At 52.0% G+C, this 17,031-nt stretch carries 13 protein-coding genes; 12 read left to right on the top strand and 1 reads right to left on the bottom strand.

All coding sequences use genetic code 11. The features are described from left to right. The first annotated feature begins 54 nt into the window (after positions 1-54). From HH1059_RS09445 to HH1059_RS09405, 9 genes are all read left to right on the top strand, one after another. A complete protein-coding gene (locus HH1059_RS09445; protein WP_162549473.1) occupies positions 55-1,512 on the top strand; it encodes a TssA family type VI secretion system protein in 1,458 nt (485 codons plus the stop codon). 80 nt (positions 1,513-1,592) lie between these two features. Further along, entirely contained in the window at positions 1,593-2,120 is a 528-nt protein-coding gene (gene tssB, locus HH1059_RS09440; protein WP_096409918.1) for a type VI secretion system contractile sheath small subunit, read from the top strand. A gap of 224 nt (positions 2,121-2,344) precedes the next feature. Continuing rightward, positions 2,345-3,847 carry a type VI secretion system contractile sheath large subunit gene (gene tssC / locus HH1059_RS09435; RefSeq protein ID WP_096409917.1) on the top strand — a complete coding sequence of 501 codons (1,503 nt, stop codon included), beginning with the start codon at positions 2,345-2,347 and terminating at the stop codon, positions 3,845-3,847. A 102-nt stretch (positions 3,848-3,949) separates the two neighbouring features. Next, complete coding sequence (locus HH1059_RS09430; RefSeq protein WP_096409916.1) at positions 3,950-4,435, top strand: Hcp family type VI secretion system effector; 486 nt, start codon at positions 3,950-3,952, stop codon at positions 4,433-4,435. A gap of 84 nt (positions 4,436-4,519) precedes the next feature. Next, entirely contained in the window at positions 4,520-4,960 is a 441-nt protein-coding gene (gene tssE, locus HH1059_RS09425) for a type VI secretion system baseplate subunit TssE (RefSeq protein ID WP_096409915.1), read from the top strand. A gap of 6 nt (positions 4,961-4,966) precedes the next feature. Then, the gene (locus tag HH1059_RS09420; protein WP_096409914.1) at positions 4,967-6,691 is read left to right on the top strand and encodes a type VI secretion system baseplate subunit TssF; all 1,725 of its coding nucleotides are present in this window, start codon (positions 4,967-4,969) and stop codon (positions 6,689-6,691) included. After that, complete coding sequence (locus tag HH1059_RS09415) at positions 6,673-7,602, top strand: type VI secretion system baseplate subunit TssG (RefSeq protein ID WP_096409913.1); 930 nt, start codon at positions 6,673-6,675, stop codon at positions 7,600-7,602. The genes HH1059_RS09420 and HH1059_RS09415 overlap by 19 nt, the downstream gene beginning before the upstream one ends. 10 nt (positions 7,603-7,612) lie before the next feature. Further along, entirely contained in the window at positions 7,613-9,760 is a 2,148-nt protein-coding gene (locus HH1059_RS09410; RefSeq protein WP_096409912.1) for a type VI secretion system Vgr family protein, read from the top strand. A gap of 219 nt (positions 9,761-9,979) precedes the next feature. Beyond that, positions 9,980-12,010, top strand: coding sequence for a contractile injection system protein, VgrG/Pvc8 family (locus tag HH1059_RS09405; protein WP_096409911.1), 2,031 nt, complete (start codon positions 9,980-9,982; stop codon positions 12,008-12,010). 214 nt (positions 12,011-12,224) lie between these two features. Here the strand turns inward: HH1059_RS09405 and HH1059_RS09400 are convergent, their stop codons facing one another. Further along, on the bottom strand, positions 12,225-12,761 hold the full coding sequence (locus HH1059_RS09400) for a zinc ribbon-containing protein (RefSeq protein WP_096409910.1): 537 nt from the start codon (positions 12,759-12,761) through the stop codon (positions 12,225-12,227). Between the two features lie 198 nt (positions 12,762-12,959). On the opposite strand from HH1059_RS09400, the gene leuS reads away from it, so the two are divergent. Genes leuS through holA form a run of 3 tightly spaced genes read left to right on the top strand, consistent with a single transcriptional unit; the run spans position 12,960 to position 16,958 of the window. Beyond that, on the top strand, positions 12,960-15,431 hold the full coding sequence (gene leuS / locus HH1059_RS09395) for a leucine--tRNA ligase (RefSeq protein ID WP_096410406.1): 2,472 nt from the start codon (positions 12,960-12,962) through the stop codon (positions 15,429-15,431). Next, positions 15,418-15,948, top strand: a complete 531-nt coding sequence (locus HH1059_RS09390) for an LPS-assembly lipoprotein LptE (RefSeq protein WP_162549472.1) — start codon at positions 15,418-15,420, stop codon at positions 15,946-15,948. Before leuS ends, HH1059_RS09390 begins: the two co-directional genes overlap by 14 nt. 2 nt (positions 15,949-15,950) lie before the next feature. After that, a complete protein-coding gene (gene holA, locus HH1059_RS09385) occupies positions 15,951-16,958 on the top strand; it encodes a DNA polymerase III subunit delta (protein WP_096409908.1) in 1,008 nt (335 codons plus the stop codon). The last annotated feature ends 73 nt before the right edge of the window (positions 16,959-17,031 follow it).

Raw genomic sequence — 17,031 nt, 5'->3', positions numbered from 1 at the left:
GAGTTTTTAGAGACACCCTATATGGGGGGTCCCAAACTGAGGAGAATGCGTGGCATGGAAGCTTTAAATCAATTTGAAAATATGGCAACCCCGGATCAGTCTAGTGAAGACTTTGGATCAATTGATCACCCGCTGGGGCTGCCAAGAAGTGTGCTGCTGGACTTACCCAGCGATATTAGAACTGGCGAGGCTGATCAGCAAAGCTCTGATCCGAAATACGGGATTAGGTTTGCACGTCTGAGTGACGAAGTTCAGAAGTTGGGTAGCACCGATTTTGATCTAATTAGCCGCCTTTCGGTCGAGTTGCTAGAGGTCGAAGGCAAGGATCTGCGTGTGCTTGGCTTTTTGTGCCTAAGCGAACTGCATGAGCGGGGTATAAGCGGTTTTGCTGTTGCCCTTGAGGCTGTTGCTGGAATTATAGAGGAGCATTCCGAAGCTCTGTTTCCGCGCCGTGAGCAGGGCAGGCGTAGTGCCATCGAATGGCTGAACAATCAACGTATCGTTGCATTTGTAAAACGCTACTCAGCTGATTGTGCCATAACCGATCTTGAGCGGGCTCTTAATCAGCTCGATAGGCTGGATGTTGCACTGGGGCTCTTGTTTGCTGAACCTCCCGCTTTGCGTAATTTGCGTGAATTTATGCAGGTTAATTTGCGGGAGCGCCAAGCAACAAATCAGCATCAGCAAAGTGTAGCGGAAGGATCAGCTGACTACCTGGTTTCCTCAGACAGTGCGAGATCTGGTGCTCCTAACAAGGGCTCGAGCCCCGATAGAGACAAGAATGGCTTAGCCGGTGTGGCCGCAGAGAGTAAGGTCACAAGTGAACGTGACCTGTCTAAACATTTGCGCAGCGTGCTTGACTATCTGCGTTCTGAAAATGATCTGATGCGCATGGTTGCCTTATCACGTTGCTGGAAATGGGCTGGATTGCTTTTTGTAACAGTTAAATATGGCAGGATCGGTGTTGAACCGCCACGTGGCCAAGCAATTCGATCAATAAAGAATAAACTCCAGCAAGGCAACAATTGGCATGAGGTGATAGCAGCCTGTGAAAGCGCTTTCTTAGAGCCCGGTGGGCACCTGTGTTTAGATATTCAGGTTTGGGAGGAAAGGGCGGCAATGGAGCTTGGTATGGACTATCTAGCTAAGCGAATCCGTAGCGAGACAAAGGAATTGATAGAAAGAATACCTGAGTTGCCGGGTTTAAGTTTTGTCGATGGCAGCCCGCTGCTGTCAGCAGAGAATCGCGACTGGATTAACGCTCTGGTAAATGGCGATGACGAAGATGGTAATAAAATATGTAACCCAAACGTAGCGGTGCCGAGAAAAAGCTTTAAAGAATATATAAGTGAGGCGAAAAATGCGCTGTCATTAAGAGATTTAGAGGGTGAAATTACCTCGAATTCTTATAACAGGGGTTTGGAAGGGAGGGCGCATGGTGGTCATGGGTCGACATATTGTTTTAGCAAAGATCAAGCCAAAGTTAGTGTGGAGTTTATTATAGATTTGTAGTAAAAATGAGTTGTAAATGGTTGTTAGGTTGTGGTATAAAATCTATGTTCCGCTAAGGATGAGCGCAGAGGAGATAAGGCATGGGAAGCTACCAGCAAGAAGTTCCAAAATCACGAGTTAATATCACAGTTGATGTCCAAACTGGAGGGGCCAAAAAAACTCTTGAGCTCCCCCTTAAGATGCTTCTTATCGGTGACTATAGCAATGGTAAAGGCCAGGGCAGGATTGCTGAGCGAGAGCGGATAAGTGTTGATAGACATAACCTAGATGCTGTTTTGGCCGGGCTGAGCCCCCGCTTACAAGTACTGGTTGATAATACGTTCACGAAAGATGGTAGTCAGATACCTGTAGATATCACTTTTGATAGCTACAAATCATTCAGTCCTGAAGAGGTAGCTAGACAAATCCCTCAAGTGGATAACCTTTTGGCTATGCGCAATCTACTCAAGGATTTGCGTTCGAATGTGCTGGATAACGCTAAGTTTCGGCGCGAGCTAGAGAGAATAGTTGGCAACCATGAAGAGTTGACCAGGGTGCGTGGTGAGCTACAAGAGTTAGCGCCGCTCAATGCTGAGGTGGAACCAGATACCACCCAAGTAAGTGAATAGGCCCTTCAGTTTCAGGAAATAACTAATACAGCTCGGAGCCTATAAAATTCCACGGAGCCTTTAGTAGCGCCGGTGTAGAGGTTTTGGTGGCTGGGGCTAACGCATGGAGCCTCCAGGGATGGATTCACTGTCTTCTGAAAACCGGAGCAGCTAAATGGCTCCCGGGGGGAGGTTAGAGGCTCCCAGCTGGTAACTTGGAATGAAAACATATCAGGAGTAACAGCATGAGCATGGAAGCGGGAGCGGCAGTGGCAGAGCAACAGGCCAGTTACACGAGATTGTGCGAACTGGCAGCAGTAGAGCCAATAAGTACGGCTCTGGATATTGATACCTTCAAAGACGCAACGCTAATGGCAGATATACCCTTCGAAAATCGATTGGCTGCAGCGTTGCAGGTTTTTCTTGATCTGGCAGGAAAAAGTGAATCTCCAGTAGAACGCATTGATAAAGCATTACTTGATGAGTATATAGCACGTATTGATTTGGCTGTTAGCGAACAGCTAGACGAGGTGTTCCATAGTTCACTGTTTCAGAAGATAGAGTCTGCATGGCGTAGCTTGCGGTTCCTTGTTGAGCGAAGTGATCCAAAAGCTAATGTTAAGCTGGAACTGCTAGATTTATCCAAAGAAGATCTTGCTGAAGAGTTGGAAGATGTCACGGATATAACTCAGTCAGGTTTGTACCAGCACGTTTATGTCCAGGAATATGATACTCCTGGTGGAGAGCCGGTGGCGGCAATGATCTCAAATTATGAAATAGATTGTTCTGCGGCCGATATAACACTCATAAGTGAAATATCCAGAATAGCCGCAGCAGCCCACTGCCCATTCATTGCGGCGGCGGGAACTTCATTTTTTGGTAAAGATTCAATAGATGAGGTTATTAAGATACCAGACGTTGGGAGTTATCTTGATAAGGCAGAGTATGGAAGGTGGCGTGGGTTTCGAGAAACCGAAGATGCACGTTACGTTGGGTTGACCCTACCAAGGTTTTTATTACGTTTGCCATATGGAGAAGATAACCCGGTTAGGTCGTTTGATTATACTGAGACGGTTACTGGAATAGACCACGAAAAGTATCTTTGGGGTAATGCTAGTTTCGCTTTTGCTTCAAACATGGCTCGTTCATTTAAAGATCACGGCTGGACTGTGAATATTCGTGGGCCAGAGGCTGGGGGAAGGTTGGACAGAATGCCTTTGCACTGCTTCGATCTCGGTCGTGGTACGCAGGTAAAAACTCCTACCGAAACACTTATCTCGGAAAACAAGGAGCTGGATCTGGCCAATGAAGGGTTTATTCCGCTGAGTTTTTATAAAAACAGTGATCATGCCTGCTTTTTCTCGGCCAACTCAACGCAGAAGCCAGTGCAGTACTCAGATGGCTTGGCTACAGCTAACGCTCGGATAAACTCACGGTTACCCTATATATTTTTGGTGTCTCGCCTGGCTCATTATTTAAAGGTGCTGCAGCGTGAGAATATTGGGACATCAAAGAGCAGACAGGATCTTGAGCAAGAGTTGAATGATTGGCTGCAAACGCTTGTGACCAAGATGCAAAACCCAGATCCCACGCTAGTGGCTACCAGGCCCCTGCGTGAGGGTGTAGTTAATGTAGAGGAGGTGCCCGACAACCCAGGATATTTTCGCGTCAGTATGTCAGTAATGCCCCATTTTCAGATTGAGGGTATCGACCTGAAGCTTTCGTTGGTTTCTCAAATGCCGGCGTAAATGTTGGTATTGATAAAAGGGGGTTAAGTGCAAGTTGCGTAACCTATGTGATGTGCAAATATTGTCCAATAACAACTAATTAGTTAAAAAAAGGAGACATGGATGGCTATTCCTGCATATATGTGGTTAAAAGATGACCAAGGGAATGAGATTGAGGGTTCTGTTAGCGTTGCCGAGCGAGAAGGAAGCATAGAGGTGCTTGGTTTTGAGCACGAATTGCGTATCCCTACAGACAATGACACGGGTGCATTGACTGGTACGCGCAAGCATGAGCCTTTTGTGCTGACAAAGTCATACGACGCCTCTTCGCCCTACCTATATAAGGCATGCAGTAAAGGCCAAACTTTAGAAGAGCTTGTCCTAAGTTGGTATCAAATTGACGAAACAGGTAACGAGAAGGAGTATTTTAGACACACTCTGCATGACGTGAAGATAACCTCGGTTAAGCCAGTTATGCACAATGTAAAAGAGTTAGATAAAGAACGTTTTCCACATATGGAGCAAGTGTCGATGCGTTATGCCAGAATAACCTGGGCGTATATCGAAGGAAACATAGAGTTCTCTGACTCGTGGACTGAGGGGCGCTAATTAAATATTAACCTGTTGTAATTGCTGGACTAGGGGCAGAGATTGCTTTTGCCCCTAGTTAAGCATCTAAAAGAGGACAGAATAATGCCTGGGGCAGGATTGCTCGATATCGTTCAAGGAAGAGTCTCTTTACAGGGATGTTCTGGACAGCAAATTAATTGGCATAATTTTAAATCGTGTGAATCGCTTCGTTTGAGCGTTGCAGAACATATTAGATTGCTTCTTTCTGCGCGCAAAGGGTGCCTGTCTCACATTCCAGGCTACGGCGTTAAGGACTTATCTGCATTTGGCTCTGATGTTGAGTATCAATCAGCTCGCTTAGCTGCCGATATAAAAAAATATATTTTGGATTTTGAGCCCAGAGTAATTTCAGCAAATATTAAAGTGCAGCCTCCCAGTCAGCAGGGTAGCCACGTATTGGCATTAATAGTAAATGCTAAGTTGAAAGGTTTAGGCGAGGCTGCCCTTGATTTAGAAATGTGCTTTGCAGTTCAAGGTGATGGGACTATTTCTTTATGGAGGTAGAACAGCATGGCCATGCTCCGCGCTTTTCAAGGTGAGATGAGGCGCTTAAATGAAGGAGGTGAGGAGTTTGCGCGTTGCTTCCCTGAGCAGGGTAAAATGCTCAGTTTATCCCAAGTAAACGATCGCGACCCTTATGTAGAAAGACTGCTTGAGGGGGTTGCTTATCTTACTGCTGGGGTGCGCCAAGAGCTTAAGCACTCTATTGCAGGACTACATGAGCAACTCCTGGAGTCTGTCTGTCCGCAGCTTATAGACCCCTATCCTAGTACGGTAACACTTGAATTGGGTCTGGATGAAAATAGAATTGAGGGAGCTGATATAGCTGCGGGGACCCATTTTTATTCCCAGCCAGTTGGCAATGAGTCGCTAAGCCTGCCATTTGCCGCGCAGCGTTCTATTGCTTTGCGGGCATTCAAGCTTGAGGATTTCCAATGGGTCTCTCACTACGGCGGTGGCAGTCAGCTGCGGTTCAAACTAACCGGTAGCGCCGCTGCTTTCAGGGACAAGCATGCCCTTTCACCGTTGTTGCTGTGGATTGATGATGAGTCAGGGCAGGGCTATGCCATGCGTGAAGCCTTGCTCAGGAGAGTGGACGATGTTGAAGTGCGCTTATCAGGTGCAGAGTTATCCGCCAGCGTGTTGCGATTAAAAGATAGTATTTATTTTGAGTCGGCTTTCCCATTGTCATGCAGCGATTTGTTCGGGGTCTCTTTGCCCGGCAGTCAAGCCCTTGAAAGGTTACAGGCATATTTTTTGGCCCGCGAGCAACTGCTTTTTGTTAATTTGTGTGGGTTGGATCAATTAGACCTGCCGGATCAACTAAACTCCCTAGATATTATATTCCACCTGGCGTTTCCTGCCCCCGGAGTTGAACAATCATCCCGGAGCGTGTTGCGCTACGGCTGTGTGCCTGCGATTAATCTAAATAGGGGCTGGGCCGATCCTGTGCGTTTGCAGGCCGGTGCAGATGAGTGTCTTGTTAGAAGTCAAACAGACGGGCCAGACAGTCGGGTTGTACATCGGGTTTTGCAGGTAGAGGGGAGGAGTACCCATAGTGGAGAAAGCCAATCCTACTCGGCCCTTTCAACATGGGGAGTTGATGGCATCACAGGAGGGTTATACCGAGTTGTAAGGCCGGATAAGGGGAGCGCCGGCCGGGGCGATCCAGAAATACGTCTCGATCCGGCCAGCGCCAAACAAGAGCAGACTCTATCTATCGATGTACTCTACTCAAACGGCGACCTGCCGCGCTTACATCTGTCGAAAGGCAACATTGATGTCTGCTCAGGTGAGGTACCAGAAGGCGTTACGGTAAATAATTTGCATAGGCCGCGTGCGTTCAGGCCAGCCCCGGTAGAGACGGCGCAGACTCAGCTCTTAAATTGCCTGTTGCGCTGCGACATAGAGAGGCTTGCCGATAAACAGTTTATGCGCACCTTGCTGTTTGCTGTTGCCAACGCTGCTCACAGCCAAGTACCGGTTGCGGTGCGGGCAATAGGTGATATCGATTGGCAAAGCACTACTCGCTGGCGCAAGGGTGTCATTGAGCAGGGCATCAAGGTAAGGATGCCTATCGATACTAGACATATTCCAGATAGAGGGGAGGCCTGCCTGTTGGCTGAGCTTATTCACGGCGTCTTGCTTGAATGGGCACCGCTAGATCGATTTGTTGAGCTGGTTTTGGTATTTGAGCCTAGCGGTGAGGAAGAGCAATGGACAAATTGCCTTTAGCCCTGCAGCGACTCGTTTCTAGAGGTTATGATTTCTCGTTACGGCAAGCAGTTATGCTGCTGGAGAGCTTCAACGATGAAGATTCGCTGCGCTATGTTATCCGGCCTAGCAGTGAACTGAGTTTTCCCGCAGGTGAGATTAGGCGCTGTTGGATAGATGAGGACGGGCTTTGGATAATTGAGGCCAATGTCTTAGCGCTAGCCGGCGGTGGTTCGCCTTTACCGCACTACTGGATTGAAAGGGCTGCAGCTGAAGATCGCAGTGGCGAGAGTTTGCGGGCGCTGCTTAACTTAATCAACGGTTCTGTATATTCAGTTCTAGTCGATTGTTGGCGGCATGTTGAGCAGATAGCGCATCCTCATGGTTGGGTAGATTCCTGGCGCAGTTTAACGGTTACTTCACGGTCGCATGATGGACTGGGGCTTGTTCCCGATCTTTATTGCCGACTCCGGTCTGGCAAATATGCCCTGCAGAGCCTCGTGCAAAGGGTCAGTGGAACAATGGCAGTGGCAGTATCAGATAGAGTTCATACATGGGTCGGAGTAGACAGCGCCGAACCCACAGAGCAGGGGTGCTTGGGAGGTAGCACTGGCCTTAAAGTGGGCGAGGATTTTTGCCTAGGCGGGCAGACGGTTGTCGCGGGAGGGATGACGAAGATAGTCATAGGGCCGTTACAACACCTTGATGCTGTTGAGTTAAGCCCGGGCAGTGCAAGAGGTGAAGCATTAAAAAGATTAGTTGGACTTTATCTAGGACAGCGTAATCAGGCCCAAATCGAGCTTTTAATCGCCCCTGGTGAACGCGACACATGGGTAATGGGCGCAGATAAGTGGCGTCTAGGATGCTCAACCTGGCTTGCGGGCAACGCGGAGCGAGAAAGCTCTTTGCTCTTTTCAATAACCACTGAATAGGAATTGGACAATGGAATCCATGGAGCGGATTACTTCAGCTAACCCTTCGGCTCAACAGCAGGTTGCCAGTCTGCAGCCGTCATTATTTGCTTTGCTAACCAAACGCCACCCAAATCGCTTGTTCAGAATTGGTTTGCCTGGAATTGACAGTGAAATCATTGAGGTAGAGACGGTTGAGGGTGTGGAGCAGGTAGGAGATGACTATAGCTACACTGTGCGCATTTCAAGCGATCACTTGCTCGATCGTTCAAACTGGATGGCTGCTACAGTCAGCTTGGCTTTGTCGCTAGAGCCTAACCCGCATGTCATTCATGGTATTATATTCGCAGTCGAAGATGTTGCCCATCCAACAGCTTTAACCTCTCTTGTCATAAAAATCCGCTCCCCGTTGGCACTTTTGGAGCTATCTCGCCATCAACGGGTATGGCGCAATATCAGCGCTGCGGACGCAGCATACGGGGTTCTCACTGAATTGCTGCCAGCAAACACCTCGGTGTCGCTCGAGGTTCAGGGCTCGCACGAGAAACAGGCGATTCTGCTCCAGGGCCAGGAGAGTGACTTGGAGTTTATCCAGCGGATACTCTCGCGCGCTGGGCTATTTATGTTGCTCAGACATCGGCAAAGCCTTACCGAAGTGGTGATCAGTGACTCTCTACAGGGAAGTAGCAGTTCAAGTTTGGAGCTCGATTACGTTCCGCAAAGCGGGCAGGTGCGGTCTCCTGGAACTATTTTCGGCCTCCGCAGCTGGACCGAACTGAAGCCTAGGCAAGTTGCAATAGCTGGCTTTGACCCGCAATTTCCAGCCCAATCGCAGGCGGCCGTGGCTAGTAGCGCATTAACTGACCCCCTTGTGCAGTCGCAGCCGGCTAGTAGATGGGGTGAGGTGGAGCGCTTTGGTGAGTGTGGCGGTGGCAGAGAGTCCCACGAGAAACTTGCGCAGGTCTATCAGCGTGCCTTTGATGCCCAACGCGGCGGCATAGAAATAGATACCGAGAACAGGTTAACGCCTGGCCAAATCGTTCGTATTAACAACCATCCTAACCACGCTTTAAATAGTGCCTATTTTGTTATCAGCGCCAACCACCAAGGGGATCAGGCGGCAGCTATTCGAGGGGGTCCGGGAAAAGAAAGAGCCAGCTATATTTGCCGGGCGAGGCTGTTATCTGTCGCCCTTGAGTACGCCGATCTGCCCAAGAACAGATTAGCTGCCAGCGGCCTAATGGTAGCCGAGCTTGAAGGCTCTAACCCTAGTCAAGCTTATATTGATGAGGAAGGATCTTACCGGGCACGTCTGGCTATGGACCAGGGGGACTCTCCGCCTGGCCAGGCAACGCCACCACTGCGCTTGCTCCAGCCTTATGGTGGTAGAAGCTACGGTTGGCATTGGCCAATGTTGCCCCATACAAAGGTCGCGGTGGCGGGGCTTGATGGCGATCTTGAGAGGCCGATAATGCTCGGTGCACTGGGCAATCAACATCAACCTTTGCCGGTCAATTCCGCCAATCCAGACCAACATGTGCTGCGCACACCGGCAGGTCATGAGTTGGTATTCGATGATCGTGATGGTGCTGAGTCGCTCTCCTTAACTGCTGCTCAAAAGTCCGGTGAGCTGCGCATGGAGGCTGGTCGGCAAGATTGTGATGCTCGAGTAAGCTTAAGTTCGGCGCAAGGGGCTCTAGAAATAAACAGTGGCGGTAACTTTAACATCGCCTGTGGCGGCAATCGGCTAGTTGAGGTTGCAGCCGATTGTTCCACCCAGGTGGGTGGTGATTGGACTATAGCGGTTGACGAAGGGGAGATAAGATGGAGCGCTGGGGCTAATCTAAGCTTAAGTGCCGAACAGGGCGATTTATGGTGTAGCGCTGAGAACGCAAACGCGCAGATTGATGCAGGAGAGTCGCTGAACTTGAGCAGCGGTCAAGGGATGCTGCTTAAAACTCGTCATGGTGATGCTACGGTGGTTGCTGAGGCGGGATGCTTAGCCGTTGGCTCGCATGGGGATATCGAAATCATCAGTAATGGGGGTGGCAAAATAGCAATAGGCAGCGATTTTGGCATAAGAATTGATGGCGATGGTGATGTGGTGATTGAGGGGGAAAACATCTCCCTGGAAGCCAAAAAAATCTCCTTGCGGGCTAGCGAGATAACCGAAAATTAAGCGGGAATATCGAGTTGCAGTTGGGTGCCTCCAGGGTGGGTCTTGGAGGCCACCAGATGTGGTGATCATGGTGTCAGAGATGGCGCCATGAAGCCTCCAGGGATGGATCCGCGGCGTCCACACCGGGCAGCAAAATGGTTACTGGGGAGTATTTAGAGGCTCCACGTCGCAAAAGCGACTGCGTTGGATATTCCCTTGATTTTTCCTAAGGATAAGCTGATGAGCGATAATTTAGAACAGAGCAAAATATGGGCACGGGTCGAGGTTGCAGGTATCGTGTTGCAAATTACTGCCATAGATGGTGAAGAGAAGCTTTCTGCTCCGTTTCGTTTTGATTTTTCCGGCCCCCTTGATGGAGAGTGCTCACGCCTATGGCAATCCAATCTCATAGTTGGGAATGTTGCGAAATTAAGCTGGGCTAATGGCGGTTGGGCTCCTCGCGAAGTGTCTGGTGTAGTTACCAGCTGGTCGTCAGGGGACTGTCCGGTGAGTGGCGAGAGGCGATTTACAGGTCGGATCGAGCCATGTATTAATCAACTCAACTGGAACCACTCGACAAGACTCTATTCCCGGATAGAAAAGCGAGAACTAGTTGCTCAATTGCTAGCCAAGGTAGGTTACGACGAGGATGATTTTGACTGGCGTGTAGGGTCGTCGACTGGTCAGCGGGGCTTTATTCTGCAGGCGGCAGAGAGCGATTATGCGCTCTTGCAACGCATCCTGGCGCGAGAAGGTATCTATTACACTTGGATAGATGGCCCTACAGAGAGGCCTATATTTGTCGATGACTCTAGCGCATTACCTGGCTTGCAATTGCGCCCAAATTCCTGCGATAACCAGTTAAAGGTGGCGCCAGGCAATACGCTTGGTCATCAACACGGTTATGGCTTATCCGGATACCGCATCCGGGAAAAGTTAGTAGAACAACCCTTTGTCTCGGCTGCCAAAGCACATAGATACACAGATGCCGGTTTTGACATAGAACGCTTGCAGCGCATCTATTCCGAGCGTAGCACTGGGCAGCAGTATCGGTTTTTTGCTTGGGGATATTGCTCAGCTTTACGAGCTGGTGTTTGTGTCAACGTTAGTGATCTAGCTGCCGGCGGAGATGACTTTGTGAGCCGTTATGAAGGTCGGCATTTGATAGTCTCCGCCCGTCATCGACTGCGCCGGGGCTCTAATGGTCAGGAGTTCTGGGTTGAAATAGAGAGCATGCCGGAACTGCTCGGCAGCAAGTTGCTGCGTTATCGTCCCGAACTGCCTGCCACGCAGGTGCGCCCTCTGGTGATGAGCGCTCAGGTAGCCAACTCTGGGCACGGCGCAGGGCGTGCTCAGACTGCGGCAGCCGGAATGGCTAGAGTGGAGGCAGTGGTCGCCGAAGAGGGCTTTGCGCCGATATCGGATCCAGTGCAGCGCCTTCAGCCTTTTGCCTCCCCGGCAGTACATGGTGCCGGGTGGTATACACCGCTGAGCGGGGGAAACCGCGTTTTGGTCTCCTGCTTTGATCACGATCCTGATTTGCCGGTAATACTCGGAGTGTTGCCGCAGGCAAGGGAAAAGCCGTTGGCCCCACCTTTCAAATGTCATGACGGTGGTGTGCAGACTCGCACCGGTCAAGGTTTACTGGTCGAGGGAGCCGGCAGTTGTGCAGCTGATGGTTCGCGGATATCTCTGCACAGTCCTGGCCTAGCGAGCCTTTTGGATATCAAGCTGGGCCAGTCGCGCTCTGCCGATATGGTCCGCCTCGCCTGTGCCGAAGGGCCTATAGAGCTGGATTGCCAAGCGCAGGCACAGGAGATCGCTGCAGGCCAGAGGTCTGAGGCGGTTGCAGCTAATGATCGTCTAGAAGTGGCCAATGGGTGCGCAAGCTTCGACTCTGCTGCCAATATCAGTGTTCGAGCTGGGGGATCCGCAGTGGTAGGCTCAAGCGAGAGCTTAAATTGTTCAGCTGGTGGCAATGTTGAATTTAATGCTAAGGCCGGTATGGCTATAACTGCAGGGTATGATCTGGAGTTGGGCTCAGCTGGCAAAGGGATTGAAGTTCAGGTGGATCAAGGAAGATTTTCGCTCCAGGCCCAAGAGAGTTTGGATGTCTCGAGCTTGAATGGGATGGTGAGCTTTGCCAATGGCGCCAATTCAGCCGGAGTAGCTGTGTCTGCCCAGGGTTCTGTGCAAATTTGGGGCAACAGCATAACCATAGCAGCTGATCAAAATATCTCGCTTACCGGCGATGTCGAATACAGCAGCTAACAAATGCCCCTGTAGGGTGCCTCTAAAACTTCGCCAGCGCCACTCATCCGCTCCGGTGTGGAGGACGCCGTGAATCCATCCTTGGAGGCTTCATGGCGCCATCCCTGGCGCCAAGACCTCCACACCGGGGCGGATGAGTGGCGCTGGCGAAGTTTTAGAGGTTCCCTGTAATGCAGATGCTCTAATAATGGCAGGGCCAAGTAAGTACTTTGGGTTAATCTTCAAAATCGCCGTAGCCGGTGCGAATAAATTCCTCATTATCGCAGCCAGGGCACTTCGGGATAGCCTCAGGGCGGGAAAAGCTCAGTTCGCGGCCGCAGGAGAAGCACTGCAAGGTGCCTGGCCCAGCAACCTCACCACTGTGATATACACTTGGTTCGCCGGTGGTAGTGAACCCTTGCAACTCCAGTTTGGTGCGATCAGCGATGGATGAGAAGGCCTCCCATAGCCAGCTCTCAAGCATTTGCAGATCCATGCGCAGCCAGTCACCTAGATGTGGATCATCATCACTGCTTTGAGCGAGCCAAGCACCGGCTTCTTCAGCATCTCGGCGCAGATAGTGCTCTACCTGGTTAGCCTCTTCGTGAGTTAACTCACCATTGTTAATGCACTCTTGTTTGGCATGGCTTAACGCCTCGCTGAGGGAGGGGACGTGCTCCTCAGCTTCTGCGAATATCTTTCTGACCCTATCTAGTAGTAGCTCATAACCTTGGCTTAGGCGATCTTGATTCTCCGCTTCAGGGTTGCTCATTGGCCTCTCCTTGATCTAATCGTGCCCCTTCTATGAACAGTTTCTATGTTCAGCTCTTCGGTTGCAACTCACCCTGAGTTATCCTTAAAGGGATTATCGGGCTCTCTCTGGAGGGCTGGGTGGTTCACAGCGACTTTTTGAGGGGCTCTGACGGGCTAATTAGTCATGCTATCAATCCACATCAATAATGCGAGCGCAATGGAAGAGCAGTACCAACCCCAGAAAATAGAGACTCAAGCCCAGCAGTATTGGCAGGAGAAAGAATCCTTCCGTGCCACTGAGGGCGATTCACGCCCCAAGTACTACTGTTTGTCCATGTTCCCATACCCAAGCGGCCGGCTGCACATGGGCCATGTCCGCAACTATACCATCGGCGACGTGGTTAGCCGCTACAAACGCATGCAAGGGTATAACGTGCTCCAGCCCATGGGCTGGGACGCCTTCGGTCTGCCGGCAGAGAATGCCGCAATGGAGCGTGGCGTTCCCCCTGCGGCATGGACAAGGGAAAATATCGAGGCCATGCGCGAGCAGCTCCAACGCCTCGGCTTTGGCTATGACTGGCAGCGCGAACTGGCGACCTGCGACCCGCAGTACTATCGCTGGGAGCAGTGGTTGTTTACTCGCCTCTACCGTAAGGGTCTGGTGTATCGTGATACTGCTGCGGTCAACTGGGATCCGGTTGACCAGACGGTGCTCGCCAACGAGCAGGTCATTGATGGTCGTGGTTGGCGTTCTGGAGCCCTCGTCGAGCGCCGCGAGATACCGCAATGGTTTCTGCGGATTACCGATTATGTTGGCGAGCTGCTTGATGGTTTGGATAACCTTAAGGGTTGGCCAGACCAGGTGCTTAATATGCAGCGCAATTGGATCGGACGCTCTGAGGGTGTCGAGCTGAGCTTTGCTCTCGACGGCCGCGATGAGGTTTTGACGGTTTTTACTACTCGTCCTGATACCCTTTATGGCGTTACTTATATGGGTTTGGCCCCCGAACACCCGCTAGCCCTGGAGTTGGCAGCAAGTAATCAGCAGATCGCCGATCTGGTCGACGAGGCTCGCAGCGGAGGTACGGCCGAGGCCGACATGGCAACCCGCGAGAAGCGCGGAGTAGATACCGGTCTGGAGGCAATTCACCCGCTAACTGGGCAGCGAATACCGGTCTGGGTAGCCAATTTTGTCCTTATGGAGTACGGCTCAGGGGCAGTGATGGCAGTGCCTGCTCACGACCAGCGCGATTGGGAGTTTGCTACTCAGTACAACATCCCCATAAAGCCAGTCATCCATCCTGGTGATGGAAGTGATCTCGATATCTCTGAAGGTGCTTTCAGTGACTATGGAGTGCTCGTCGAATCTGGGCCGTTTTCGGGGATGACCTCGCAGAACGCCTTTGTGGCCATAGCCGAGCGCCTCGAAGCTGAGGGCCTTGGTCAGCGCCAGACCCAATATCGGCTGCGGGACTGGGGGATTTCGCGACAGCGCTACTGGGGGGCGCCGATTCCGATAATCCACTGCCCGAGTTGTGGTGCTGTGCCGGTCCCCGATGAGCAGCTGCCGGTCACCTTGCCGGAAGAGGTAGAGATTACCGGTGCCGGCTCCCCGCTCAAGTCAATGCCATCATTCTACTCTACCACCTGCCCTGAGTGTGGTGGGTCTGCTGAGCGCGAGACCGACACCTTCGATACCTTCATGGAGTCGTCGTGGTATTTTGCTCGCTTTGCCTGTGCCGATCAGGATCAGAGCATGCTCGATGAGCGCGCCGACCAGTGGCTGCCGGTAGATCAATACATTGGTGGTATCGAGCACGCGGTCCTTCATCTGCTGTATGCCCGCTTCTTTCATAAGGTGCTTCGCGATGAGGGGCTGGTCAGTTCCGATGAGCCATTTACCCGTCTGTTGACCCAAGGGATGGTCTTAAAAGACGGCGCCAAGATGTCTAAGTCAAAGGGCAATACCGTTGATCCGCAGGAGATGGTGGAGCGTTTTGGGGCTGATACCGTTCGCCTTTTCACCATGTTTGCAGCGCCACCGGATCAATCATTGGAGTGGTCGGACTCCGGAGTCGAAGGATCCTATCGCTTCCTACGCCGTCTCTATGGGTTGGTACGCGATCACGTTAGTGCCGGGGCGCCGCCCGATTTGGATGCGCAAAGCTTGCATGAGTCATTGACAAAGGAGCAGAAAGATCTGCGCCGCAAGGTGCATGAGACAATTGTTAAGGCCTCAGATGACATAGGCAAGCGGTTCACATTCAACACCGCAATAGCTGCGACCATGGAGCTGACCAATGCCCTGGGCAAGGCAGTTGAAGATCAAAGCGATGCCGGTCGGGCCGTGATGCAGGAGGGCCTGGAGACTGCGGTATTGATCCTTGCCCCGATAACCCCGCATTTGTCTCACTACCTGTGGTGGCAGCTAGGTTATGAGCAGCCCGTTGTTGATGCCAGATGGCCGCAGGCCGATGCTAGCGCCTTGGAGCGCGATGAGTTGGAGTTGGTTGTCCAGGTTAATGGCAAGTTGCGTGGTCACGTCACCCTGCCGGCTGATGCCAGCGAAGATGAAGCTCGGCAGGCTGCTTTGCAAGAACCTAATGTACAACGCTTTGTGGAGGGCAAAGAGGTGAAAAAAGTCATCTTCGTGCCAGGCAAGCTGCTCAACGTGGTTGTTGCTAAGTGAGATGAAGATCGGCCACTTCAGAGTCTATTTCAGGGGGGCGCTACTAGCCGTGGTTTTGCTCGGCTTGGTCGTCAGCGCCTGTGGTTGGCAGTTGCGGGGATCGCCTGGGGGTATATCTCTTGCTGGACAGGGCCTTTATGTGATCGACGATATCGGTAGCTCGGATTTGCGTAGGGCTGTGCGCAGGGGCATTGAAGGCGCCGGGGGTAGGCAGGTAGAGAGCCGTAACGAGGCCGACCTAGTTGTGATTCTGCATACGCGAAGCAGCGACCGGGAGACCGCAGCGGTGGGAGTCGGTGGTGATGCCGAGGAGTATCGCTTGGAATATAGAGTGAGCTATAGCGTTGAGGATAGCGCGGGAGATGTGCTCATCGACCGCCAGGCGGCAAATGCAATGCGCACCTTTGCCGAGGTTGAGGGTGGGGCCGATCAACGTCGCCGCCGCGAGGATGATATAGAGGAGGAACTGCGTGACGAGGTTGCGCGGATGATAATGCTGCGTCTGCAGGTTATCTAACCATGCCTGAAACCCCCGAGGCATTTCTGCGCCGGCTCGAGCGACAGCAGGCCCTGCCGCCGGTCTGTCTAATCGCCGGTGAAGAGCCGCTGCTCCAACGCGAGGCAAGCGATGCTTGGCGTGAGGCGGCGCGTCAGTCTGGCTTTTCCGAGCGCGAGGTTTTTGATGTCGACTCAAACTTCGATTGGGGGCGGCTGAATGAGGCGGCTGCGAGCATGTCGATCTTCGGTGATCGGCGCCTGCTTGAGCTGCGTATGCCTAACGGTAAGCCTGGTAATGCCGGCTCTCGTGCTATACAGGTTTATTGCAGCGATCCACCGGATGATGCGCTATTGCTGGTCACCAGCAACCGACTTGATAAAGGTGCGCGCGAATCTGCTTGGGTCAAAGCCATTGAGCAGGCGGGGGTTTTTGTTTATTGTTGGCCATTGCCGCTTGACAAGATGTCGCAGTGGGTGCGGCAGCGCCTGGAGAGAGCCGGCCTAAAGCCTGATAGCGAGGCGGTTGAGCTCATTGTGGAGCGGGCAGAGGGCAATCTTCTTGCCGTCGATCAAGCGGTCGAAAGGCTCCTGCTGCTTAACGGCAAAGGTCCGGTCGGCGCCGATAACGCTGCGCTCTCATTAGCCGACAGCGCTAGATATAGCGTCGATGATTTAGCCGATGCTGCCCTTAATGGAGATCTGCCCAGGGCCCACCGCATACTTGAGATCCTGGAGCAGGAAGGGACTGGCCAACCGCTGATTCTATGGGCCTTGGCTCGTGACATACGAGCTGCCGCCCGCTTATCTGCGGGTGCGGATGATAAGATCCTCTATCAGGAGAAGATATTTAAACGACGCAGCGGCTTGCTGAAGGCCACAGCTAGGCGCCAGCCCACTCATACGTGGCATCGGCTATTGCGCCGTTGCCACGAGGTCGATTGCGCCATCAAGGGAGTTCCCGGAAGTAATCCGCAAGAGGCCTTGAGGGCACTAGTATCGCGCTTGGCTAGAGCGGCTTCGCGGCGCTAGAATCTAGGTGATTGGTAGTGGCTGGTAAACGGTGGCGCCTTTTATAAGTGCCCTCAGGGATACTTGGGAGACT

This window comes from Halorhodospira halochloris (assembly GCF_002356555.2).
In the GTDB taxonomy this organism is placed as follows: Bacteria; Pseudomonadota; Gammaproteobacteria; order Nitrococcales; family Halorhodospiraceae; genus Halorhodospira; species Halorhodospira halochloris.
The sequence above is the reverse complement of the archived record's forward strand: the minus strand, read 5'-3'. Positions and strand labels throughout refer to the sequence as shown.